Here is a 25,384-nt window from a genome sequence, read left to right as displayed (position 1 = left end):
CCGGGCGCCCTAAACCACTCCAATGGACATAATGATATCCTCGCAGATCTCCCTCTGCCGGGGAGAACCAGTACGATCAGGAACACTACCGGAACGACACCATCCGCACCACGGTCGAGTTCCTCCGGCAGGGAAGTCTCGAGTCGACGACCGGGTGCAGGGCTATCCGGAGCAGGAGGGGCGGCATTCCATTCACGTTAAAGCGGGTGAATCGGAACCCCGGTTCCTCCTGATGAGACTGATCCCATGTCGGTAGGGAAAAAGTATTACTCCGGGTCGACGTATGCGACATACCCATTATGCGGAGATCTCAGCTGCACTCCCCGGATACTCCTGCCGAAGATGATCTTGAGGGGCTCCTCGCGACGGTACGAAAGGCTATCGGCCCCGAGGTTTCCTCCCGCCTTGCTGCGGCGTTTGATGACCTCATACAGCAGAACCGCGAGAGCAAAGAACGGGCAGCTATCGCCGACGCCGTTCTGGTCGGGACAGCGTGCGGGGTGATCGTTTTCGATGGAGGCGGCAGGGCAGTACGGATCAATGCGGGCACGGAGGCGATGGCAGGTTCCGATCTCGGCGGACGTGAGATCGGCGAGGTTCTCCGCCTCCTGAATCTGCGGCACCCGGACGGCCGACCGGTCGGGCAGCATGACTCCCCCGCAGGACGGGCACTCCGGGGCGAGATCGTGGAGGGATGCCGGCTTGATCTCACCGGGCGGTCAGGAGAGACCGTCCATGCTCTGGTATCGGCCTTCCCGGTAACTAAAAATGGTGTCCGTTCCGGTGCGGTCGTCATCATCCAGGATGTCACCGAAGAGGTGCAGGCAAAGACCCTCCTCGAAGGGATGTTCGACGCCCTCGGCGATATCGTCGGAATCATGACGCCCGACCATACCCTCATCCGGTATAACAGAGCCTGCTATGAGATGCTCGGCATGACGCCCGAAGAGGTGCGGGGAAAGAAGTGCTACCAGATCATCGGCCGCGAGTCGCCCTGCACCATCTGCGCCACCGAAACCGCCGTGCGGACGCGGGAACCGGCGATGATCGAGCGGTGGTTCCCCGAACTCGGGATGTACCTGGAATGCCGGAGCACCCCGGTCTTAAGCGAGAGCGGCGAGGTCGAGTTTATCATAGAGCACCTGCACGACGTCACCGAACAGAAATGCGCGGAAGAAGAGCTCCGGAAGAGCAAGGAACAGCTGGAGCTCCTTCTCCGCAGCGCCAGAGATCTCATCTACCGGATCGAGCTCGTGCCGACCCACAGGTTCTCCTACGTCAGTCCGTCGGCGACCCCCCTCACCGGATACACGCCGGAAGAGATGCTTGCCGACCCGGGTCTTGGCTATGCGATGGTCCACCCGGGTGACCGATCGCGACTCGATGCAGTCTGCCGCGGCGAGACCCCTATCGAGCAGCCGCTCATGCTCCGCCTGGTGAAAAAAGGCGGGACGATCATCTGGATTGAGCTCCTGAACACACCCGTCTATGATCCTGCCGGGAACCTGGTAGCGATCGAGGGGATCGCCCGGGACGTCACCGACCGGCAGCGGGCGAGAGAAGCGCTCGAGCGGAGCGAACAGCGGCTCGCCACCCTGCTCTCGAACCTTCAGGGCATGGCATACCGCTGCCGGAACGATCCCGACTGGACAATGGAATTCTTAAGCGAAGGCGCGCTCGACCTTACCGGCTATGCCCCCGGCGAGATCATCGAGAACAGGCGGGTGGCCTACGGCGACCTCATCCACCCTGACGATCGGGAGATGGTCTGGGAGGAGGTGCAGGCGGGTCTCTCGACGCACATGCCCTTCCAGGTCATCTACCGGATAATCACCGCAGACCGCGGGGAAAGATGGGTCTGGGAACAGGGACGCGGCATCTTCGATACAGAGAGCAGGGTCGTTGCGATAGAGGGCTACATCACCGATATTACAGACCGCATCCTGGCAGAACAGGCCCTGGCAGAGAGCGAGGAGCGCTACCGGAGCATCTTCACGACAAGCCACGCGGTTATGCTGATCCTCGATCCGGAGACGGGCGATATCGTGGATGCAAATCCGGCTGCAAGCGTTTATTACGGCTATCCGCACGACGTCCTGACCGAGATGACGATTACCGAGATCAATACGCTCGATAAGGACGCGGCGTATGCGGAGATGCAGAAGGCCAGAACCGGGGAAAAGCGCCATTTTGCCTTCAGGCACCGTCTGGCAGACGGTGAGATCCGGGACGTTGACGTCTACAGCGGGATTGTCGTCATCCATGGGAAGAGGTTCCTTCACTCCATCGTCCATGACGTCACCGACCGCAGAAGGGTTGAAGATGCTTTGCGGGAGAGCGAAGAGCGTTTCAGGAGTATCTTTACGGAGTCACCGATAGCCATCGAGTCCTACGACGCCGACGGCAAGCTGGTCGACATCAACCCGGCAGGCCTTCGGATGTTCGGCATTCTCGACAGGGATAAGATTGTGGGCTTCAACCTCTTTGCCGACCCGAATCTTCCGGAGGCCGAACGCGTCCGGCTCGAGCGTGGTGAGACGGTGCACTACACTGCCGAGTTCGACTTTGAAAAGGTCAAAGGGCAGAACCTCTACCGAACGCAAAAATCAGGCGTCCGGCACCTCGATGTCCTCATCACCAGAACCGACCACTCCGGCGGGAATGCTCCGCACGGATACCTGGCACTGGTTCAGGATATCACCGACCGGGTGCGGGCGATCAACCGGATTGAGCAGAACATGGAGCAGTTCGCCATCCTCGGCGACCATGTTCGCCAGCCCCTGCAGGTGATCCTCGGCGTCTCAAGCCTCGTCGATGACCCGCTCACCGGAAAGATCACGGCGGAGGTCGAACGGATCAACGGTTATATCAAACAGCTCGACCAGGGGTGGATCGAGTCGCGGAAAATCCGGGAGTTCCTGCGGCGCAATGAGATGATATGACACCTGCCCGCGGACGGCGGCGGAGATACACCACCCATACAAAACCTTATTCATCCATGCACAGATGATCTTTCACGGTACAATAGTTCCCCGGATCCAAACGACTATCGTCCTTCCACAGGAGTTACCATCTGATGAGCCCGCCGCCTCACCACTCCACACCCGAACCGCTGCCAGCGTCGATCTCTCTTGATGCACCCAACGAGGGAATACTCCCGATCGACTGCGATAACCGTCTTTCCGGGATCAACCGCCCGCTCGAACGCCTTCCCGGAACCTATCGAAGCATCCTCCACGGCAGCGGTGCAGACCGTTTCGTGCACCGGTACCTGCCATATATTACGGACAAAACGTCCGCAGAAGAGATCGCGGCATCGTTCCCCACGCAGCCCGACATCCCCATCCTCGCATACACCATCCGCTCCCCGGGCGATAGGGAGCCCCTTCCGGACGCCGGGAACAGGAACGCCGGAGCTCCGGATACACCGTCCGGGAACGCCGGCAGGGTGCGGGGCGAAGAACGGTGCCAGTCGGACACGGAAAAACTGAATCTCCTGCTGAGAAACGCCCGCGACATCGTCTATCGCATCGACCTCATCCCGGAACGCCGGTTCTCGTATGTCAGCCCGGCGGCAACGGCGATCACCGGCTACACCCCTGAAGAACACTATGCGGATCCCGATCTCGGCATCAAAATGGTGCACCCCGACGATCTGCTGCTTCTGGATGCGATTGCCACGGGAGAGATCCCGCAGGATAGGCCGCTCACCCTCCGGTGGCTCAGGAAAGACGGAACGGTTATCTGGACGGAACAGCAGAACGTTCCCATCTACAACGAGAACGGGATGCTCATCGCCATCGAAGGCATCGCCCGGGACGTCACGGAGCGCAAGCAGATGGAAGAGGCACTGCGGGAGAGCGAAGAGAGTTACCGCACGATTGTCGAGACTGCCAGCGAAGGAATCTGGGAGCAGGATAGTCAGCATATCACCCTGCGGGTCAATCCCACGATGGCAGCCATGCTCGGCTACCGTGTCGACGAGATGGTCGGGAGGCCCGTGCAGGAGTATCTCTTTGAGGAGGATATCGAGGAACTCCATACCGCCCTCCAGGCACAGAGGCGGGAAGGGCTTCGCGGCAAGTATGAGTGCCGCTTAAAACACAGGGACGGCACCGCCCGGTGGGTACTGGTATCGGCAACCCCGAAGAGGGACAAAAACGGCAACTTTGCCGGTTCTTTTGCCATGTTCACGGATATTACCGAGCGCAGGCGGGCAGAAAAAGCACTCAAAGAACATGCTGAGCGGTACCAGCAGTTCTTTAATAATCCGCTTGTCGGCTACGCTCTCTGCAGGATCATCACGGACGAGCACGGTAATCCTGTCGATTTTGTATACCTGGAGATTAATCAGGCATTTGAAGATCTAACCGGGTTGAAACGAGAGACTGTTCTGAACAAGCGGGTGACGGAGATCCTTGTCCCCGAAGAAGTGGTCGAGATTACGCAACGCTATGGGAAGGTAGCGTTGACGGGGGAATCGACGACATTTCACTATCCCATCCCCTCTCTTTCGAAATGGTTTGAGATAGCGGTCTTTTCTCCACAACATGGTCACTTCATTGCATTCTTTACGGACATCACCGACCGGAAACGCGTCGAAGAGGCACTCCGGCGCCGCACCGACGACCTCGTCCGGACGAGCAGGGAGGTGGAGGCCGCACGCGACGAGGCGAACCTGTACCTCGACATCATAACCCACGACATCCGGAACGCGAACACCGTCTCGAGCATGTACGCCGACCTTCTGGTCGAACTGGTAGACGAAGACCTGACGGCCTATGCAGAGAAGTTGCACGACAGCGTCGAGCGAAGCAGCGAGATCCTCACGAACGTCGCCACCATCCGGCGTGCCCGCCAGGAGACCGGCGACCTGGTGCCGGTGAGCCTGGATACGGTCATCAGGGATGAGATGAGGAACTTCCCCGGGGCATCGATTCAGTACGAAGACCCTCATGTCGAGGTGCTGGCGGATGCCCTCCTGCCGGTGATCTTTACAAACCTGATCGGGAACGCCGTCAAGTTCGGCGGAGCGGATGTCCGGGTCACCATCCGAGCCCTGGAGCGGGACGGCGAGGTGCTGGTCTCGGTCGAGGATACCGGCCCGGGCGTACCTGACGAGGTGAAAGGAAAACTCTTCACCCGGTTTGAACGGGGCATGGGCCGGGGGAGCGGCCAGGGACTCGGGCTCTTCATCGTCCGAACCCTCGTCGAGCGCTACGGTGGAAGGGTCTGGATTGAGGATCGGGTGGCAGGCCACCCGGAGCAGGGGGCGGCGTTCCGGTTCACCCTCCGGCAGGCGGATCACGGCACTGCATGAAGGGTGCCGCCCGGAGCAGAAAGGGTATGCATGACCGTGATGAAGATCGAGAGATGCACGGGGTATACCAATGCATAGTCCGGCGAGCACCTGCAGGCAGCCCCCCAGAGGCTGAGCCGGGCGAACCCTGCCGATCGCCACCTCGTCGAGAGCCTCCCTGACCGGATCGAGGCGTTCGAGGAGCGGCCCCTGAACGCCGGGCAGTTCCTCCATCAGGCTGAAACCGAGCGTGCCATGCTGCGGGCCGTGATCGACCAGATGCCGGCCGGCGTGATCGTCGCCGAAGCACCGACGGAAAGGCTCGCGGCTGGAGGTCGGGCACTCGCTACCGTTACCCGTTCCAGCAGTGGAGGTATCGCACCGGACAGCGCGTATACCAGGCTGGAACAGCCCCCCATCCGGGGAACATCTCCCCCACCTCAAAAGGGGACACACCCCACCGTTGGATCATCCCCGGAGGTGAGTGTCAACTTTTTCACTTGTCTATAACAAATGATCTCATCGCAGGATATTACGCTGCTACGATAACAGTTCCGCGGTTTCAGTTTCTGGGACACTGAGTGTAGCACAATACCTATTCCTGCTCTGTTGAAATCCTTCCCCCAACGCGCTCAGGGGAATTGCGAGGGTGACTACGGTTTCGATCTTTTGAGATGCCCGAATACCGTCATTCTCCACGGGGCGGGGGTCGACAGACCCCGGGCACCCGTGGCTCCATCACCATCCAATGCCCATCCGATCAGGTTATCAACAGAGCCAGAGTTTCCTTTTTTGTTATTGAGAAGGCAGGGATGCCATGAGGGCATAGAAAAATTCCGGTTTCCTTAACGTAAAGAGCCCGTACCATGCGTCGAGGGTTGCGGGATTCATGGCATCCAGTTTCCTGAATATGCTGCAGGCAAATTCAACCGGTGCAAGCCCGCTTGCCGTGATAAGGTTCCCGTCTGTCACTGTAGGCTCTGTCCGGTAAAATTGCTCTCCTTTGTATCCGGGGCAGAACATTTTGAGCGCTTCGGGATCATTGCTGGTGTGGGGCCGGTTGTCAAGCAGCCCGGCATTGGCCAGGCCGAGGGTAGCCCCACAGATTGCTGCAACAACCATCTCCTGCTCAAGGAGCGTGTCTACCATATTGATAATCGACGCATGGGCGGGATCAAGCCAGGTGTCTGCGCCGGGCAGGAGCAGGAGATCTCCTTTTTTGGCCCTGATATTCTCAATGGTGATACCCGGTGTCAACTTCAGTCCGCCCATCGTCGTTATCGTGTCCAGGGATTTTCCGCACAGGACGACATCGTACTTCAGCGACGGGTCTTTGAGGTACCTCCCGGAATGGAGTTCGCCAAGGGCATGGCCGGTTTCCCAGTCGGAAAGCGTATCAAGGATATAGAGATAGAGTGTCGGCATTTGGCATCACTACGCCATCAACACTTGGCGGGATGGGGTATCAATTTTACTTCCCGAAATTACCGGCAATTTAAAAAAAAGTGCTCTGTTGAAATCCGAAACTAAAAGGGGTAGACCGACGACCGAAAGATCTAAGGTACAGTGTCTCCTTCATTTGATGTGTGGTCAAATAGAAAGGAGACAATTAAAAGATCGGCGAGCCGGAATATCAGGTTTATCCAAGCCGCAATGTAGGTCATAAAGTCGACTCACCTCAAGCCCTATTCCTGCAAGTATTCGAAGAAGACTTACACCCAGTATCAGCTTCTTGTCCTCGTTCTTTTCAAAGACTTCAGGAACCAGCACTACCGGGAGTTTATTGAAGATGTTGGTGACATGGAACAAGTTCGGGATATCCTGAACCACTCAATCGTACCGCATTTCACCACACTCCAGAAATTCCTCTGCCGGATAAAATCTCTGTACCTTCGGCTGACATTCAAGAAAACCGTGAACCTGTTCTACTCCACTGACGATACACTTCCCATAACCGCAATCGACTCATCCGGGTTTACCAGCGGATACTGCAGTCATTATTTTTCTGAGCGAACCGGTAAAATCCGAAAACATTTCCTCAAAACGTCAATCTCGGTTGATACCGAACAACAGGTTATTACCGGATTCGTTGCCTCGAAAAGCCGGGTTCATGATACCCGGCATGCAGAGAAACTACTCAGGCAATGCCACAATCTCCGGAAATCCGATTGTTATGTCATGGATCGGGGATACGACTCTGAAGCCATTCACCGGCTGATCCGGGAAATCCTTCATGCCAATTCGGTTATCCCTCTCCGATCCTGGAATGCTGACTTCGTTGGTGGGACGTACCGACAGGAAATGGCCACTCGGTTCAATGACATCATCTACCCTCGACGACAACTCGTTGAAAACAAATTCTCTGTCTTGAAAAGAAAATTCTCCGGGGATCTCAGAGCAAGAAAATTTCTCATCCAGACAAAAGAAATCGCCGGAAAAATGATTGTCTGTAACCTCCACAGATTCTTACAATTTCTCATCGTGGAGGTTTTCTACAGTGCAGATATCTCGCAACATTAACAGCAGATATTCGGTTCTTCTTTGTTGAAGCGCGCCGCAAGGTTACAAGACAGAAATAGCAGAATTGCAGAGTGTCAAATATTTTAGCTAGCTATAACCCAAATATGCGAGGGGAGGGATTCGAACCCTCGGACCCCTGCGGGAATGGATCTTAAGTCTATCACATTCACTTGGCGCTGTATACCCTTATGCCAGCGTCAGGGGAGTGATAGAACAATGGATGATCTCGACAAGATGAAATTGCTCGACCCCGTCAACCGCAGGCACCTTGAGGGCTACATTCGATGGCTCCGCCTCAAGCAGCTTAGAGAGAAAACCATCAGAACAAAGCTCTGGCGCATCTATCCATTCCTCCAGTACACCAACTTCAGTGATGCGAAGGATGTCGCCCAAGAGCAGCTGGAAGACTACATCATTACGCGACGAAACGAATGCAGCCCCTTCACCGTCCAGGGTGACATTCTCGAACTGAAACTCTTCTTCCGCTGGCTCGTGCCGGAGAAAGAGATCGGGCTCTTCCAGAACATTAAGATCAAAAAGCCGCGGCGACACCTTCCGGTAGATCAGCTGATCACCCGCGACGATATCAACCGGCTTGTCGATGTCTGCGACAGGCCTCGCGATCGGGCGCTGATTATGCTCATGTGGGATTCCGGCGCCCGGATAGGCGAACTTCTCAGCCTGAACATTGGTCACGTCCAATTCGATCGCTACGGTGCCGTCGTGATCGTGACCGGCAAGACCGGGATGCGGCGGCTCCGGCTGATCAGCTCAGTCCCGGACATACAAACCTGGATCAACACCCACCCGCTCCGCACGGACAAGAACGCTCCGCTCTTCGTAACCACCCGGCGCTACGGACCTGAGCAGCGGCGGCTGAGTGCCCAGACCGTGGGGAACAAACTCAAGTACATCGCCCATAAACTCGGCATGACAAAACCGATCCATCCACACGCGATCCGGCACGCCCGGCTCACCGACCTGACAAAGAGCAACGGCAAGAAGCGGGGACTCTCGGAGATGGAGCTCCGGCTCGTGGCCGGATGGGAGAGGAACAGCGCGATGCCGGAGGTCTACGTCCACCTCTCGGGTGCAGACGTCGAGCGGAAGCTGCTGGAGAACGCCGGGTTCATCGACGACACCCCGGACCCTGCGGATACTGCTCTCGAGCCTCGGCAGTGCCCGCGGTGCAAGCACCTGAACGCCCACGACGCCCTCTACTGTGCGGCGTGCTCAATGGCACTCGTCGAGGAGGCGGCGAGGAAGGTTGATGAGTCGACGGAGGAGGCGAAAAAGAGTGAGGAGTATCTGCAGATGCTCCTGCAGATTCGGAAGGATTTGGGGTTAGCACGGTGACTCCAATTATCCAATCCAATTAATTTTGAAGGTCTCAATCTCGATAATTTCGCGATCTCTCTCGTGTGGTATTTTCGTTTAGAGGGCGCGACGATCTCGATAAGCATTGGATAGGGCATCTGAATCGGCCGGCAATTCACGCCGCTATATACAATGTGATATCATTACTACGCTATGTAGATCGTCGGAGAAAGTCTTCGATCTCCTTTTCATGCTCATTGTCAGGATCAAGTGCTTTTGCGTGATTACAGCAGGTTCTGATACCTTCAGCGATTTGTCGTCTTCTTGCCAGAGACGTTGTTCCTTCTCGCTGTTTTTCATATGCTTGGGCAAGGTGGATGAAAAAATTGGCATTGGGATATAGCGAAACGGCATCTTCAAGATCCTTTACGCCATCATAGATTTCTCCTTGTCGGACGTAAATTCGACCTTTGTGATTGAGCAGAGCGGCATTCAACTGTAATTTCTTAACATCGTCGTCAATCTTGTTGATGCACTTCATCCCCTTGTTAATGAGGCCGAGCGCTTCATCCTGACAAATGTAGTGATCGAGAGATGCACCTGCCTTCTGCAGATAGGTGTTGATCAACAGCTCATAGCCAGAGATTGTTTCGAAGAGCCTGTCATCATACTGCATTTGTAAGGGTACATCGCCCTTGCCATTTGATTCCAGATCCCAGATCACCTGGTCAAAACAGGTGTGAGCCATTATGCAATCATTCTGCATCAGGTATGCCTTTCCGAGGTAGTAAGAGATAAGCGAAGGAGAGTAATTTAGACTCCTCGCAACATTCAGATGGACAATAGCATTCGGAGGATCGTTCAACAGTAGTTTGGTTCTTCCCAACCAGTATGCTGCACGTGCTTTTTTGCCAAGGTTATCTTCGGCATTAAGATTTTTCTCTTCGGAATCGAGTCTCCCCTCGGAGAGAGCAATAGACTGACTGAAAGCCACTTCTGCTTTACGAAGCAGTGCCTCCCGATCACATTTCGGAGATTGCTCTACCATTCTCAAGTATGCAATACCCATTCTCTTTGGAGTATCGGGATCGGACGGGTCGCAGTACGCCGCTTTGTTCCACTCGCGTATGGCACCATCGAGGTCGCTCATCGAGAAATGCAGATCACCAAGGGTCTGGCAGGCGCACGGACAGGTCCGGTCGAGATCAAACGCTTTTCTCAGAGTTTCGTGGGCATCCCTATGTTTGTTCATGGCGATAAGGGCCTGGGCATGGCTTGCATGAAGTTTCAGTTCTCGTATTTCTCCGGGGTAATTCTTTTCAAATGCGCCTATTGCTCTGCTAAATAAACGTGCTGCACTCGCGTGTTTCCCCTCATTCATGCACCGTTCTGCGCATTTTTTAAAGGCCATACCCCGTTCCCACTCATCTTTAGGCATCCTAAATTCTATTTTCCACCAATCTTTAGGCATCTTAGATCCTAGTACCACAATCTCACGCCGGTCGAGAGCAGGGCAGATCTCCTTCAACCTTTCAGGTAAATACTGGAGCCATTCTCGCCTATCTTTCAGCCGATCACGCATTTGTTTGTTTTCCACCATCTCATAAGCCCTTAATACCACCTCGATACAAGTGTTCGATGCACTAGAAATGCAGCTTGTCGCTTTTTCACAGGCGGCGTTCGCCGCGTCATTCTGTTTCAACGATGCTCTAACTGCTGCAAGACTTGCCCAGTATCCCTGGTTTTCCTGTTCCATCTGCAGTGCTGCCTCAAACGATTGACAGGCGAGCCCATACCACATTTCACTATCAGAATGGCGCCTCAATCTTTCGTAACGTTGCCAGACTTCATGATATTGCAGACTACTCTCCGCAAGGTGTTCCCAAGTGGGAGTAGGAGCCAACTCTTGGTGGAAAATAGGGAGCAAGCTGGAGTATGAAGAACAATATCTCTCATTAATTCCATCTAGATCGCGATGCACGGCAGGCAATTCGTTTTTTGCATCTTTGTAACTATCTGCGCATGTTTTACATTCTTGGCGTATTTCGCCGAGTTTACTTCTGGAACTAAAGTAATTTTCCTTTTTATTCCCGAGAACCGCTTTGACAGTATCGAATCCTCTTCTCTGCGCATAGACTTCTTCAGACAAGTGGTTCTGCTCATTCTTTTTCTCCTCCATTTTGACTAGCTTTCGTTTAACCCCTGCCTCAATCTCATGTAGTTTCTTGCGCTTTTCCTCATAGTCTACCCTCCTCTTTTCATAATCCGCCCATTCATTTTTGTATGGGCTGTTTGGAATTTCCAAACTTTTTCCCACCTTCTGGATCTCTTCATGCAGTCGCGCTAGTTCAATGTTGAGAAGTTCTCGTTCTTCTCCTCGCCGATAGTAGATCAGTCCCCGCTGCAATAGGGGGCTAGAGTCATATCTATCCAGAGCAATCACTTGATGAAAGAGCTGATCTGCCAACAGGAAGGCCGCATAATGCCGGTGCTTCGCACCAACATCGAGCTGATCCATCGCATATAACATCGCATATAAGTACGTCGCTGCAAGATTTCTCATACAGTGACAGGCATTTGTTCGAGAATGTCTGTAAAGGTCAGGTCCCTTTTCCGATGTGTCATGCCCCTTACGTTCCTTTTCGCATAATTTATTCCACGATTGCTTAACGGCAATCTCCCTGTTTCTTATCGCCTCTTCATGTTCTCCAAGAAGGCGCTTGGCAAATCCCATGAGATCGTAAACTTCAGGGTAACAGCGCTGAAGGAAAATTGCTTGCTGACAGTACCGGACAGCTGACTCAAGCAGCGCATCTGGATTTTGCTTTTTTTCGCCATCCTCTTCCTTCACACTGTGATTTAATTTTGCTCTCTTAAAATGGTTGTAAGCCATAGCGTAACAGGCACCGGCGAGGCGCGGATTGTGGTGGAGTGCCCAGCCAAATGCGATCTCTGCCGCGTCAACCTTCCCTTCTTGAGTATATATAGTACCTAAGTTATAGTGGGCCAAGGCAAACTCAGGATCTTCAGCGGTTGCCTTGAGGAACGCATGTTCGGCTTTTTTGAGTCGGATCATATACTCCGTCGGCGATTGTACTGCTCTTTGATATTCCTCAAGTCCCGCATTGAATGCCTCTGTTGCCTCCCATTTTAGCGATCCGGAAGGCGTCAGGATCGTAAAAATTCTGCACGCCAGTTCTTTGATCATCCGATTGCGCTGGGAAGTATTGTCTTCATCGGATTCATCTAGCGTATCCGGTTCCTCTACTTTTATTATCCATGTGCGTCCACGTTCACTCAGCTGTACAACAAGGAGGAGTTTTTCTCCATCCATATCAAGAGTTCCCGTGATGAAATTCCTGAAGATCAGTTGACTAAACATGCGCAAGAGCAGATTTAGCGGGATTTCCAGCAGGCCTAATTTAACCGTTGAACTTTCACTCAGGGGTTCTTTCAAGGCATCGACAAAATCTTCCGATCTTATTTGTGGAGGGGTCAACCCGCTACCAGCAGAACGTGAGAAGACATCAAATGAACTAACAGGTCGCCTTCTCCCAGAAATAACGGTTTGCCGTTCGGTGATATTTTGATAAAGGCTTTCGATACGATCAAACTCCGCAAGGAGCAGATTGTTGAGATATCCGTTCATTGGAGCGGTTTCAGTATGATCGACAAAATTTCTCACGTAAATTCTGTTTTTAGATAACAGACGCGTGAACCCAACAAGTATCCCAAGGATAAAGTAAACCAGGATAATTTTCCCAAGCTCGTTTAGGGAGAATATGCTATCCAGGCTTGTTTTCAGTGTTGTAGCGTTCACCGTAATCCGTATTGGACTACCCGGATCCAGGGAACAGTATACAAATTCAGCAAGAACAACAAGCACCGTAATTGCTAACAACCACGTAATGGGCTTGTTAAGCCCTTGCCAGAGGCGCGACCCGATCTGTCCTATGCGTCTACTTATCTGGAAATTTATGTACCAGAAAGCGTGGCTGATCCAGTATCGTGCAAATTGGGGATGAGAAAGAAGAGCAAGAGCATCGGTGAGTTTTCTCCGGATAGTGTCCCTTACCCCCCTTTTATTCGAGGCGAGATCCAAAGCTGACATAAACTCCCCCCAGAGTGGGCGGGGGATAGGTGAGCCTCTATATATACCTTTCTTGATTCGAGCTGTTCTTCTACAGAAAATTGGCCACGGAAATACATGGGGGAAATGCTGGCTGCCTGAATGTGCAAATCCAGAAACATCCATCATAACATTGAGATGCGGGAGGGACCTACCAATTGTTTGGCCTCAAGCATCGCATACCATTAGCATAAAATGTACCTCACTTTCACTGAACGCAGTTCCCGCTTATAACCCCTCTCGTCCACCTTTTTTGTGTGCGGGAATCTGTTCGAGGCCTAAAGACCAAAACCCGACATCCCCGTCCTCTTCAGCACCGATCATCGTGATCCGCCGCACAGGAGCAGACCATGAGAGAGATTTCCCAGGAAGTGCTCGACCACATCCCGGACCCGATAGCAAAACTCGTCTGGGAGAAGTGGATCGCCGACGGCAAAGCCAGACTGATAACACCCCACAGCGAGGGAACGAAATGCAAAGCACAGACAGGATAGACGGCAGCCCACGGAATGAAGCGTGCGACAACATCGACTCATGCGGGACTGCCAGGAACTCTTCGGCATCGGAGGGGATAAGATCGACGGCGATCCGCACCCTCGACCCGGTGCCGCTCTACCTGATCCCGCAGACGATCTCGGCGGCGGTCCGCCGCCATGGAAGATCGATCCTCGAAATCCGGGCGAAGCTGAACGGTCACAATTTCTTCGTGATCACGATCACCCTCCAGGAGGTGGACTGCAATGAATGAGCCGGGGACGCTCTCCCAGGGTGCCGGCGGCGTGCTCCACATTCATGTGGAGGCCGAACGCTACCGGATCGAGCAGGAGGACGTGAAGAATCTGCTCTTCTACAGCCGGGTGGTGCCGATCACCCAGGACTGCACGAAGACCCGGGGCGGCAACTACCTGATCAGCGAGGTCGCCATCGAAGGCCACGCGACGGTCAACGGTACCGGCAAGGCCGTGATGCTCCACACCCGCGTCGGGTCGTTCATCATCCCGCTCGTCAGCTTCCAGCGGGTCGCCCGCGGCGAAGCGGTCAGCGCCCCGCTCTTCCCCCTCATCCAGGGGGTGACGGGGTGAGCGACGGTATTCTTGAGGCCGTGCAGGTCATTGCTCCGGAGGGTGTCGTGGAGGTGCGGGCGCTCGCCGAGAACGCCGTTCACTCCGGCTACTTCGACGACCGCACCGAGCTTGCCGCACGGGTGGAAGTGCTCGACGCCGATCCGACGGTCGGCGGGATCTACGTCACCCTCAACCCCGTCAACCCGGCGCTCCTCTCCCGGCGGGCGAACCGGATCAAGCTGCGGCTTTCCAAGAAGGACGCGACGACCGCCGACGCCGACATCCTCCGGCGCCGCTGGCTGCCGGTCGATATCGACCCGGTGCGGCCGAGCGGAGTGTCATCGACCGACGAGGAGCACGACCTCGCGCTCGCCACCGCCGAGAAGATCGCCGCCTGGCTCAGCGAGCAGGGCTTCCCGGCGCCGGTTGCGGCCGACTCCGGCAACGGCGCCCACCTCCTCTACCGGGTCGACCTTGGGAACGACGACGCAGCGACCGGGCTCGTGAAGGGCTGCCTCGCGACCCTTGACGCCCTCTTCTCAAACGAACAGGTCACCGTCGATACCGCGAATCACAACGCCGCCCGGATCTGGAAGCTCTACGGCACCGTCTCGCGGAAGGGCGACAACACGGCGGAGCGGCCGCACCGAAGGGCGAAGTTGCTCGCGGTTCCCGACGAGATTGCTGTGGTTCCGGTGGAGAGGCTCACGCACCTCGCCGGGCTGCTCCCCAAAGAAGAGCCGGCACCGAAGCGGGCGAACGGCACCGGTGCCGCGATCGACCTTGCGGCCTGGCTCCTCGACCACAAGATCGCCGTCCGGTCGACGCGGCCCTACCAGGGCGGCACCCTCTACACCCTCGAGGACTGCCCGTTCTCCTCCGCCCACAGGGACGGCGCGTTTGCCATCCAATTCCCGAGCGGCGCGATCTTCGCCGGCTGCCACCACCAGAGCTGCGGCGGCGGGCAGCAGCGGTGGCCGGAGCTCCGCGACCGCTGCCGGCCGAGGGAGAAGCGGGTGCAGAAGCAGGAGAAGAAGGAGCAGGAGGAGACTCCCGCACCCTCTCCAAAACCGGCACCGCAGCAGGACGAGCACCGGGAGAAGGCGCTCGCCATCCTGAAGAGCGGCGACCCGCTCGCATTCCTGCTCGCGACCTTCAACAAGAGCCACGTCGGCGACCGGATCGTGGCGGAGTGCCTGGCGATGTCGGTCGCCTCGCAGTCGGTGGCGAACACGAAAGGCCTGCACGTCGCGATCTCGGGCAACTCCGGCAAGGGGAAGAGCCACGCCTGCTCGACGATGCTCAACCTCATCCCGGACGCCTACAAGATGACCGGCACCGTCTCGAACAAAGCGCTCTACTACCACGACGACCTCCGGCCCGGGACGGTGATCCTCTTCGACGACACCACGCTCTCGGACGATCTGCAGGAGGTTTTGAAGTCGGCCACGTCGTCTTTCCACGAGCCGATCGAGCACCGCACGGTCACGGCCGACCGGCAGCTCCGGGTTTGCAGCATCCCCGAGCGGTGCGTCTGGTGGCTCGCGAAGGTCGAGAACCCGGGCGACGATCAGGTGATGAACCGGATGCTGACGGTCTGGATCGACGACTCGGCCGAGCAAGACCGAGCGGTGCTCGAGCACCTCAAGCGATCCGAGGCGGGCGAGCCGACCGACACAACCGATCCGGATGTGCTCGTTGCCCGGGCGCTCTGGTCGATCGTGAAGCAGCACCGGATCTTTGTTCGGATCCCCTTCGCCCGGCAGATCCAGTTCTCGAACCCGGCGAACCGCCGCAATCCCGCGATGCTCTTCGACCTGATCAAGTGCCACGCGGCGCTCCGGTTTCTGCAGCGTTCCCCAAAGGAGATCGGTGTCGTCCTCCAGATCGAGGCGACTCGGCAGGACTTCGACGCGGCTGCCCGGCTCTACGGCGCGATCAACCGGGAGGGCGGCGGGCAGGACTCGAAGATGACCCGGAACGAAGCGGCGGCGCTCCAGACGATCGCCCGGATGGGCTGGGAGACGTTCACCGTCCGGATGCTGCAGCAGGTGACCGGACTGTCGTACCACCAAGTCCGGCGGATCCTGCAGGGCTATACCGCGAAGGGCACGGTCTACTGCGGCCTCCTCGAGAAGTGTCCGGCGCTCGGGGTGGTGGATGCGACGGTGATCGACGAGAGCACCGGGACGACTGTCCGCCGGCACGAGCTCCACTTCCAGTTCGACCTCGAGTGCTACCGGGAGTGGGCGGCGCAGCTCGCGGTCTGGCTGGAGGATGAGGATGCGGACCCCGGGGAGGGGGACTCCCCGCCGCCTCCGGACGGGAGTTGTAACACCGGTTGCAAACAGGGTTGCAAAGGGGGTTGCAATAGTGGTTGCAAAGAGATCGAGGGTGAGGGTTCAGGGCAGTCTGGCGATAATTCTGGAAATCGAGGTGTTTCAAAAGAAATTGATCGCGGCGATCCAGGGTCGTTTGCAACAATTTCCGGATCACACAGTTCACCCTGTCTGACTCCACCGGAAGAGCAGCCTGATCGCGTGCCCGATCGGAGCGAACCGTGTGTTTCCGGAATGGTTGCAAACGAAAATATCGAAAATGGCAATTCATCAGGAAATGCTGTAACGCCCGGCGTAACGAAGAGTTTGCAGACCGAAAATGTTTGCAACCATGTTTGCAACCCCCTTTGCAACCCTATGTACAACCCTGTTGCAACCGGCGTCCGGCCGCTGCCCGGGCTGCTCGACCACCGGACGTTCAAGCGGGTGTCCGTTGACCTCGGGCGGTGCACAATCTGCGATACGGGGAGGGCGGCCTACCACTCACGCGAGGCACGGGCAAGTATCTGCCAGGGGTGTTACGCACGGCTCGTGCGGGAGGGGAACGCGAGGGAGGGGGTGCGGTGATCTCCGTCGATCCCCTGCAGGGACCGGCGGTAGTGCTCGGGATGGCCGGGGCGGTGCTGGTGACGGGGAAGTCGTCAGGTACCCGAGCAGCGGGATTCGGATGTTGGATTGTAGGAAATCTGCTGTGGATAGTGTACGCATCGCTTCAGGGAAACGTGTATACGATGAGCCTCTTCGGGTTTTACTGGTTAGCGGCAACATCGGGATTTGTGAGCACACGACGGAAAAGAAGGGAGGATATGAGACAAAACTCATCCGCCCCCGATCTCGGGTGAGCATTGGGTATGGATAGAGTTTCGATACTTTTAAGCGGTTTGTTTATGTCATTGTAAATTCGTGAGTTGTCTCACTGGTGTAATTCTTAATAAGATATTCTGATACTTTCTGAATAGTCTCTTGACCAACTGTTTTTTTGTTCCGTAAGATTTCTTCGTTTAACTCATATGGTTTTAGAATACTGACATTACGTGACTGCGACGTTTGGAATTCCATAAGCGGGTTTGTAAAGACGACGATTGCCTCTATCCATTCAGCAGTCGATAGTTTTCGTTGTAGTTCCTCACGTAGTCGGATGGCGTTTCCAAGAACTTGTGTTACTGGGTCTGTTTTATATGGAATTTTATTTTCCACATGGTTATTTACGCTATACCATACGCCAGATCTTTGCCGAATCTTTCGATATGACCAGTTTTTAGTCTCTATGACAAAAATGCCAGTCGGACCTATAACTACATGGTCAATATTCCCCTGATATTTTTCAATTACAATATCATCGATAACTATATACTCCTCGGGTAACCGCGATAAGTATTCTAAAACTGTTTCTTCGCCCTCTTTACCTTTCTCCGCTGCAGAGCTACCTTCTTTGAACTTCGGAGGTTCAACTTCAATTTCAGGCGTTTTAAGACCGAAAACTGACAGTATTAAAATACAGATATAAAGAACGAGTATTATACTTCCAAAATGACTCACAATCGGAATTGTGACGGCTTGCAAGAAAAGTATGGCAATAAACGAAGCTACGCAATGTAGTGCAATATTATCCTGTTTTGCCCTTAAATTCTCTACTTGCTTGATACCAGCAGCTTTTACCCTATCATCATATTCTTTTTGAATCAGCTTGTTTTCTTCGATTCGCTGTTGCTTTTCGGATTCAATTTTTTTATTGAGAAAATCTCTATTACTTCGATATAAACGTGCCATTCTCAATTTGGTTGGTTGACATCGGTTATAATTTCTTTTACTTGGCAATTGTGGCTGAGATTATATTTGGAGATTATTGAATTGGTTAATGGCTTTATTCCGGGCATTTAAGGGACTTTGGGTAATCGGTCATTGAAGGATGGGTGGCGTTGAGATTACCATCCATTCTAGTGAAGATGCCGAGCGGGCAAGGAATACTAATTCTGATAATTGCGGGTACATCTCTCCTAAACACCCGTAAAAAATGTGCTCTACTGTAGGAAAGATGGGTAACGCTCGCCTGTTCTCTCCATTCTCCATATTGATCACTGGAATAGATACCATTTAGATTCTCAGGGCTCTGAAGAAACCGAAACGATAATCCTGTCCCGCAAACAAAGGGAACTTCAGGAGACAGAGATCCGCCCTGCAGACGGATAGTGAACGTCCATAATTTACCATTCACCGGAAATGGGCGATGTTTCCGCCCCTCTCCCTATTGGATGTGCAGAAGATCGCAGAACGGAGACGTATCAGCCCATGCTACGACTGGAAGACATAAAAAAAGATGCGACCGTTAACGGTATCGAACCCGGCCAGATCGTGCGTATTGTATCAACCGATCCGGTGGGCGAGAACGCGCTGACGGTCTATTACAAGACAGCCGACGGGCAGGTGAAGGAGCAGATGCTCTTCCGCTCCAAAGAGCCCTCGCTCTCCCTCGCAAAGGCCGGGCGGCCGTGGGCGTTCGACGCACCCGGCGAGGAGTTCAAGCTCGCTGCGGAGGCCTACCGGATCGACCTTGCCTATCTCTTCGACCCGATGATGGCGGTGCATACCTCGAACGTCGAGCCGCTCCCCCACCAGATCACGGCGGTCTACGAGTCGATGCTGCCCCGGCAGCCGCTCCGGTTCGTCCTGGCGGATGATCCCGGCGCCGGCAAGACGATCATGGCCGGCCTGCTGATTCGGGAGCTTCTGATGCGGGCGGATGCCGAGCGTATTCTGATCGTCGCTCCGGGAAGCCTTGTGGAGCAGTGGCAGGATGAGATGTACGAGAAGTTCGGCCTTGCGTTCACCATTTTCTCCCGCGACCTTGCGGAACAATCGCCGAGCGGCAACCCGTTCGACGACCATCCCCTGCTGATCGCCCGGCTCGATCAGCTCTCTCGGAACGATGAGCTCCAGGAGAAACTCGGCCGGACACAGTGGGACCTCGTGGTCGTGGATGAGGCCCATAAGATGTCGGCGACGTACTACGGCTCGAAGGTGAACCGAACGCAGCGGTTCAGGCTTGGGGAACTGCTCGGCGCCCATACCCGAAACCTGCTCCTGATGACAGCGACGCCGCACAACGGGAAGGAGGAGGACTTCCAGCTCTTCCTCTCCCTGCTGGACGCGGATCGGTTCTATGGGAAGTTCAGGGACGGCGCCCATAAGGTGGACGTCTCGGATCTAATGCGCCGGATGGTGAAGGAGGACCTCCTGAAGTTCGACGGGACACCCCTGTTCCCCGAGCGGATCGCGGAGTCGGTCAATTATACCCTCTCCGATGCGGAGGGCGCCCTCTATCAGCAGGTCACGCAGTACGTGCGGGAGGAGATGAACAAGGCCGACCGGATAGAGAATAACCAGCGGAAAGGGGCGGTCGGGTTCGCCCTCACCGGACTGCAGCGGCGGCTGGCATCGAGCCCGGAGGCGATCTATCAGTCGCTGAAGCGCCGTCGCGAGCGGTTGAAGCGCCGTGTGGAGGAGATGAAGCTCGATTCACGCGGTCGGGCACTCGCCGAGACGCTCCTTGACGTCCGGACGAACGGTGATGTCTGGGACGCCGAAGAGGAGATGGCGGCCGGCGAGTACGAGGAGTACGAGGAGGAGGTCGTCGATCAGGCAACCGCCTCGCGGACGATCCATGAACTGGAGGCTGAGATCCGGATCCTCGAAGGGCTGGAGGAACAGGCCAGGCAGGTCGTTCGGTCAGGGCACGACCGGAAGTGGGACGAACTCTCGAGGCTCCTGCAGGAGACACCGCAGATGCACGAGGAGGGCGGTCGGCAGCGGAAGCTGATCATCTTCACCGAGTACAAGGACACCCTCCGCTACCTGGCGACGAGGATCCGCGGGCTGCTCGGGTCCGAGGAGGCGGTCGCCACTATCGACGGCAGCGACCGGCGTGAGGAGCGGCGGAAGAAGCAGGAGATGTTCAGGAGCGATCCGGCAGTCAGGATCCTCGTCGCCACCGATGCGGCTGGCGAAGGTGTGAACCTGCAGAACGCCCACCTGATGGTGAACTATGACCTGCCGTGGAATCCCAACCGGCTGGAGCAGCGGTTCGGTCGGATCCACCGTATCGGGCAGACCGAGGTCTGTCGTCTCTGGAACCTAGTGGCGGCCGAGACGCGGGAAGGCGATGTTTTCCAGCGGCTGCTTCTGAAGCTGGAGACCGAGCGACAGGCGCTCGGGGGCCGGGTCTTCGACATTCTCGGCGATGTCTTCGACGATCGGAGCCTGCGTGATCTTTTGATCGAGGCGATCCGGTACGGCGACGATCCCGAGGTGCGGGCGAAGCTCCTGCAGCGGGTGGAGGGTGCCCTCGATACCGAGCACCTGCGGGAGATTATGCGGCAGAACGCCCTCTGCGAGGTAGTGATGGACGAGGGGCGGCTGTTTGCGATCAAGGCCGAGATGGAGAAGGCGGAGGCGAGGAAACTGCAGCCCTACTTCATCAGGGCGTTTTTTACCCGGGCATATGAGTTACTTGGGGGTGAACTGCGCCCCCGGGAGCCCGGGCGGTGGGAGATCACCCATGTGCCGGCGGCGATCCGCGATCGTGACCGGCAGCTCTCCGGGCGTGACCGGCGGTATCTGCAGCCGGTGATGAAACGCTACGAGCGGATCTGTTTTGAGAAGCAGTACGTCCGGCTGCTCGACCGCGTGGGGGCACCGATGGCGGCGCTGATCCACCCAGGCCATCCGCTGATGCAGGCGGTGACCGATCTCGTGCTGGAGGCGCACCGGCCGAAGTTGCGGCAGGGAGCGGTGCTGGTCGATCCAAACGATCCCGGCGTGACGCCGCGGGTGCTCTTCATCATCGATCACCGGGTGCGGGACGGGAACGACGAGAACCGCACGGTCTCGCGGCGAATGCAGTTCGTGGCGATCGATGCCGAAGGACGGGCGGAGAATGCCGGCTGGGCACCCCACCTCGACCTGCAGCCGATCAGCGACGAGGAGCGGGAGCTGGTTGCCGACGTCCTGGCCTCGCCGTGGGTCAGCAGCGACCTCGAACGGATGGCTCTCGGGTATGCCACCGAGCGGCTCGTGCCGGCACACTTTGAAGAGGTGAAGGCACGGCGGGAACGGATGGCTGACCGGACGCTCGCAGCGGTGCAGGCGCGGCTGGTGAAGGAGATCAATTTCTGGCAGGACCGGTACCTCAAACTGCAGGACGACCACCGGGCCGGGAAGGAGGTTCGGATGAACCTCGAGAACGCCCGCCGGACGGTGGACGACCTCACGACGCGGCTGGAGCGGAGGAAGCGCGATCTGGCGGCAATGCGGCATGTCATCTCGGCGACACCGGTGATCGCCGGCGGCGCGCTGGTGATCCCGGCCGGGCTGCTGGCGGCATGCCGGGGCGAGGTGACCACCATTGATGCCGCCGCCCGGAAGCATGTCGAGATGGTGGCAATGCGGGCGGTGATGGAGGCCGAGCGTGCCCTCGGCCACGAGGTGATCGACGTCTCGGCCGAGAAGTGTGGCTGGGACATCACCGTCCTCCTGCCGGAGACCGACGGAACACCACCGATGACACGCCATATCGAGGTGAAAGGCCGGGCGAAGGGTCAGACTACTATAACAGTATTGCGTAACGAGATCATCTACGGCCTCAACCAGGCTGATAAGTTCGTGCTCGCCATTGTACTGGTGGACGGCGAGGACTACGAAGGACCGTTTTACATCAGAGAGCCGTTCGACCGTGAACCGGGCTGGGCGGTGACGAGCGAGAACTTCGATCTCGCTAAACTCCTCAATAGGGCGGAACGGCCACAATAATGCAGGGACTGCTATGGATACTGTCAAAATACCGAAGAAACTGATTGAGGTCGCGCTGCCACTGGACGAGATTAATGTCGCCTCGGTGCGGGAGAAGTCAATCCGCCACGGTCACCCCTCTACTCTCCATCTCTGGTGGGCACGGCGACCACTGGCAGCCGCCCGTGCGGTGCTGTTTGCACAGCTCGTCAACGATCCCGGCTATGAGCGGGAGCTTGGCCGGGGTGTGAATAAGGAAAAGGCCGAAGCTGAGAGGAAGCGCCTCTTCGAGATCATGAAGAAGCTCGTCCTCTGGGAGAACACCACGAACGAGGCGGTGCTTGCAGAGGCGAGGGCGGAGATCCTGAAGAGCTGGCGGGAAACCTGCACCCTGAACAGAAACCATCCGCAGGCGAAGGAACTCTTCAACCCCGACAAGTTGCCCGCGTTTCATGACCCGTTCACTGGCGGCGGGGCGATTCCCCTCGAGGCGCAGCGGCTCGGCCTTGAGGCCTGGGCATCCGACCTGAATCCGGTGGCGGTGCTGATCAACAAAGCGATGATCGAGATCCCGCCGAAGTTTGCCGGACGGCCACCGGTGAACCCGGAGAGCCGAAAGCAGAAGCGGGTCGGTACCGAGTGGAAGGGTGCTGCTGGGCTCGCCGAGGATGTCCGGTATTACGGCCAGTGGATGCGCGACGAGGCCGAGAAACGGATCGGCCACCTCTACCCGGAGGTCCGGATAACAGCGGAGATGGCAGAGGAGCGACCAGATCTGAAGGAGTATGTCGGCGAGGAGTTGACGGTGATCGCCTGGCTCTGGGCAAGGACGGTACGAAGCCCAAACCCAGCATATCGAGATATTGAGGTGCCGCTCGTCTCAACATTCTGGCTATCAACCAAACAAGGGAAGGAAGTCTATATTGAGCCAGTAATTGAAGGAAACACCTATCGGTTTTCTGTAAAGGTGGGAAGGCCAAAAAATCCCGATCAGGTTAAAACAGGGACTAAATTATCCAGAGGAAGCTTTAGATGTCTCTTGTCTAATACCCCAATGAGTTATTCCTACATCGACGATGAAGCAAATGCTGGGAGAATGGGAGCCCGGTTGATAGCTATCGTCGCAGAAGGGAGAAGAGGTCGAGTCTGTCTCTCTCCCTTCGCTGATATGGAGAAAGTCGCCGTATCAGCAGTAACATCATGGAAACCAGAGACACCATGCAGAGGGACATTCGCAAGCAATGCACAGGGGCGACGTTACGGCTTCCACACCTTCGGAGACTATTTCACTCCCCGCCAGCTCGTCGCCCTCACTACCATCTCCGACCTTGTGAGCGAGGCTCGGGAGTGGGTGCATAACGACGCCCTCGCCGCCGGCATGCCTGACGACGACCGGAGGCTGGAGGCTGGCGGCGACGGGGCGGCGGCGTATGCGGATGCGGTGGCGGTGTATCTTGGATTGGGATTGAGCCGTCTCAGCGATATCTGTAATGCTCTTTGCCGGTGGGAAGTGTCAAAAACTCAAGTCCGGAACCTTTTTGGTCGACAAGCTATTCCCATGGTTTGGGATTTTGCTGAGCCAAACATATTTGCTAATGCTGCAGGAGATTATGGCGTCAGCTTAAACACATTGTCAAAGGTGATCGATCGCCTCCCTTGCAATGATCATGGTTTTTGCCTTCAATCTGATGCCTCGAATCAAATAATATCCAAAAACAATGTCGTCTCAACCGATCCTCCCTACTACGACAACATCGGCTACTCAGACCTTTCCGACTTCTTCTATGTCTGGCTTCGCCACTCTTTAAAACCGGTCCTCCCCTCGCTCTTTGCCACGATGGCTGTCCCAAAGGCCGAAGAACTGGTGGCGACACCCTATCGCCACGGCTCAAAGGAGAAGGCCGAATTATTCTTCATGCAAGGGATGACTGAAGCGATGCGCCGTCTTGCCGAGCAAGCACACCCCGCTTTCCCGGTGACAATCTACTATGCTTTCAAACAGTCGGAAACGAAGGGGGGTGATACTGCCTCCAATGGCTGGGAATCTTTCCTTGAAGCAGTAATAAAGGCGGGATTCGCCGTCACTGGTACATGGCCAATGCGTACTGAGTTAGGTAATAGACCTGTAGGTATGGATACTAATGCCCTTGCCTCCTCGGTCGTCCTCGTCTGCCGCAGGCGCGACCCCGACACTCCTGCCGTCTCTCGCAAAGAGTTCCTCCGCGAGCTAAAGCGGGCACTCCCCGAGGCACTCGACGAGATGACCGCCTCCTCGATCGCCCCCGTCGATCTTGCACAGGCGGCGATAGGCCCGGGGATGGGAGTCTTCTCACAGTACTCCGCTGTCCTTGAGGCGGACGGCTCCCGGATGCCGGTGCACGACGCCCTCGTGCTCATCAACCGCGAACTGGATACCTACTTCTCGGACGATAGCGGCGACCTCGACGCTGACACCCGCTTCTGTCTCGGCTGGTTCGAGGAGAACGGCTGGAAAGAGGGGAAGTTCGGCGAAGCCGATGTCCTCGCCCGCGCCCGGGGCACCACCGTCGACGGCGTTCGGGAGGCAGGCGTCGTCGAGGCCGGCGCTGGAAAGGTGCGGCTCATGAAGTGGTCGGCGTACCCGAAAGACTGGTCGCCGGAGACCGACAGCCGGACACCGGTTTGGGAGGCGCTCCACCACCTAATCCGCGTCCACCAGTGCGGCGGCGGGGAACCCGAGGCAGCCGCCCTCCTCGCCCGCATGCCCGGCCGGGCATCGGCGATCCGGCAGCTCGCGTACCGGCTCTACACCCTCTGCGAGCGGAAAGGCTGGGCCGAAGACGCCCGCCCGTACAACGAACTGATCGCCTCATGGGGAGCCGTCGAGGCACAGACGGCCGTCGTGATCGAGAAAACACCGCAAAAGACACTTTCCTCCTACGGGGGCTGATGA

Annotated in this window: 13 protein-coding genes; 10 read left to right on the top strand and 3 right to left on the bottom strand. The window is 56.5% G+C overall.

The window, feature by feature from the left end; translation table 11 throughout:
• The first annotated feature begins 299 nt into the window (after positions 1-299).
• Positions 300-2,942: a PAS domain-containing protein gene (locus ABH15_RS07680; RefSeq protein ID WP_128693774.1), complete on the top strand. Its 2,643-nt coding sequence runs from the start codon at positions 300-302 to the stop codon at positions 2,940-2,942.
• A gap of 134 nt (positions 2,943-3,076) precedes the next feature.
• Positions 3,077-5,320 carry a PAS domain-containing sensor histidine kinase gene (locus ABH15_RS07675; RefSeq protein ID WP_128693773.1) on the top strand — a complete coding sequence of 748 codons (2,244 nt, stop codon included), beginning with the start codon at positions 3,077-3,079 and terminating at the stop codon, positions 5,318-5,320.
• A gap of 774 nt (positions 5,321-6,094) precedes the next feature.
• Here ABH15_RS07675 and ABH15_RS07670 read toward each other — a convergent pair.
• Positions 6,095-6,724 carry a type 1 glutamine amidotransferase family protein gene (locus ABH15_RS07670; protein WP_128693772.1) on the bottom strand — a complete coding sequence of 210 codons (630 nt, stop codon included), beginning with the start codon at positions 6,722-6,724 and terminating at the stop codon, positions 6,095-6,097.
• Positions 6,725-6,961: 237 nt separating this feature from the next.
• Between ABH15_RS07670 and ABH15_RS07665 the strand changes: the two genes are divergently transcribed.
• Both ABH15_RS07665 and ABH15_RS07660 read left to right on the top strand, forming a co-directional pair.
• Positions 6,962-7,819: an IS5 family transposase gene (locus ABH15_RS07665; RefSeq protein WP_241648083.1), complete on the top strand. Its 858-nt coding sequence runs from the start codon at positions 6,962-6,964 to the stop codon at positions 7,817-7,819.
• A gap of 216 nt (positions 7,820-8,035) precedes the next feature.
• On the top strand, positions 8,036-9,175 hold the full coding sequence (locus tag ABH15_RS07660) for a site-specific integrase (RefSeq protein ID WP_128693771.1): 1,140 nt from the start codon (positions 8,036-8,038) through the stop codon (positions 9,173-9,175).
• A 172-nt stretch (positions 9,176-9,347) separates the two neighbouring features.
• On the opposite strand, the gene ABH15_RS07655 is transcribed toward ABH15_RS07660, so the two are convergent.
• Complete coding sequence (locus ABH15_RS07655; RefSeq protein WP_164913668.1) at positions 9,348-12,956, bottom strand: tetratricopeptide repeat protein; 3,609 nt, start codon at positions 12,954-12,956, stop codon at positions 9,348-9,350.
• 659 nt (positions 12,957-13,615) lie between these two features.
• Between ABH15_RS07655 and ABH15_RS13615 the strand changes: the two genes are divergently transcribed.
• The 4 genes from ABH15_RS13615 to ABH15_RS07640 are packed head-to-tail and all read left to right on the top strand — an operon-like array spanning position 13,616 to position 17,235.
• A complete protein-coding gene (locus tag ABH15_RS13615) occupies positions 13,616-13,759 on the top strand; it encodes a hypothetical protein (protein WP_164913667.1) in 144 nt (47 codons plus the stop codon).
• Positions 13,738-14,013: a hypothetical protein gene (locus ABH15_RS07650; protein ID WP_128693769.1), complete on the top strand. Its 276-nt coding sequence runs from the start codon at positions 13,738-13,740 to the stop codon at positions 14,011-14,013. Before ABH15_RS13615 ends, ABH15_RS07650 begins: the two co-directional genes overlap by 22 nt.
• Positions 14,006-14,347 carry a hypothetical protein gene (locus ABH15_RS07645; protein ID WP_128693768.1) on the top strand — a complete coding sequence of 114 codons (342 nt, stop codon included), beginning with the start codon at positions 14,006-14,008 and terminating at the stop codon, positions 14,345-14,347. The genes ABH15_RS07650 and ABH15_RS07645 overlap by 8 nt, the downstream gene beginning before the upstream one ends.
• Entirely contained in the window at positions 14,344-17,235 is a 2,892-nt protein-coding gene (locus tag ABH15_RS07640; RefSeq protein WP_128693767.1) for a hypothetical protein, read from the top strand. Before ABH15_RS07645 ends, ABH15_RS07640 begins: the two co-directional genes overlap by 4 nt.
• Before the next feature lie 318 nt (positions 17,236-17,553).
• On the opposite strand, the gene ABH15_RS07635 is transcribed toward ABH15_RS07640, so the two are convergent.
• Positions 17,554-18,438 carry a nuclease-related domain-containing protein gene (locus ABH15_RS07635; protein ID WP_128693766.1) on the bottom strand — a complete coding sequence of 295 codons (885 nt, stop codon included), beginning with the start codon at positions 18,436-18,438 and terminating at the stop codon, positions 17,554-17,556.
• Positions 18,439-18,957: 519 nt separating this feature from the next.
• On the opposite strand from ABH15_RS07635, the gene ABH15_RS07630 reads away from it, so the two are divergent.
• Together ABH15_RS07630 and ABH15_RS07625 are read left to right on the top strand one after the other, a co-directional pair.
• Positions 18,958-22,473, top strand: coding sequence for a helicase-related protein (locus ABH15_RS07630; protein ID WP_128693765.1), 3,516 nt, complete (start codon positions 18,958-18,960; stop codon positions 22,471-22,473).
• 13 nt (positions 22,474-22,486) lie between these two features.
• Positions 22,487-25,381, top strand: coding sequence for a DUF1156 domain-containing protein (locus tag ABH15_RS07625; RefSeq protein ID WP_128693764.1), 2,895 nt, complete (start codon positions 22,487-22,489; stop codon positions 25,379-25,381).
• Positions 25,382-25,384: the final 3 nt, after the last annotated feature.

Origin of the sequence: Methanoculleus taiwanensis (assembly GCF_004102725.1) — an archaeon.
GTDB classification, from domain to species: domain Archaea; phylum Halobacteriota; class Methanomicrobia; order Methanomicrobiales; family Methanoculleaceae; genus Methanoculleus_A; species Methanoculleus_A taiwanensis.
This window is presented reverse-complemented; position numbering and strand designations above follow the sequence as displayed.

Bases quoted from the DNA above. Each gene is read 5' to 3' on its own strand.
- ABH15_RS07635 (WP_128693766.1), bottom strand. From the start codon at position 18,438: ATGGCACGTTTATATCGAAGTAATAGAGATTTTCTCAATAAAAAAATT.
- ABH15_RS07680 (WP_128693774.1), top strand. From the start codon at position 300: ATGCGGAGATCTCAGCTGCACTCCCCGGATACTCCTGCCGAAGATGAT.
- ABH15_RS07675 (WP_128693773.1), top strand. From the start codon at position 3,077: ATGAGCCCGCCGCCTCACCACTCCACACCCGAACCGCTGCCAGCGTCG.
- ABH15_RS07650 (WP_128693769.1), top strand. From the start codon at position 13,738: ATGCAAAGCACAGACAGGATAGACGGCAGCCCACGGAATGAAGCGTGC.
- ABH15_RS07660 (WP_128693771.1), top strand. From the start codon at position 8,036: ATGGATGATCTCGACAAGATGAAATTGCTCGACCCCGTCAACCGCAGG.
- ABH15_RS07625 (WP_128693764.1), top strand. From the start codon at position 22,487: ATGGATACTGTCAAAATACCGAAGAAACTGATTGAGGTCGCGCTGCCA.
- ABH15_RS07630 (WP_128693765.1), top strand. From the start codon at position 18,958: ATGCTACGACTGGAAGACATAAAAAAAGATGCGACCGTTAACGGTATC.
- ABH15_RS13615 (WP_164913667.1), top strand. From the start codon at position 13,616: ATGAGAGAGATTTCCCAGGAAGTGCTCGACCACATCCCGGACCCGATA.
- ABH15_RS07645 (WP_128693768.1), top strand. From the start codon at position 14,006: ATGAATGAGCCGGGGACGCTCTCCCAGGGTGCCGGCGGCGTGCTCCAC.
- ABH15_RS07670 (WP_128693772.1), bottom strand. From the start codon at position 6,724: ATGCCGACACTCTATCTCTATATCCTTGATACGCTTTCCGACTGGGAA.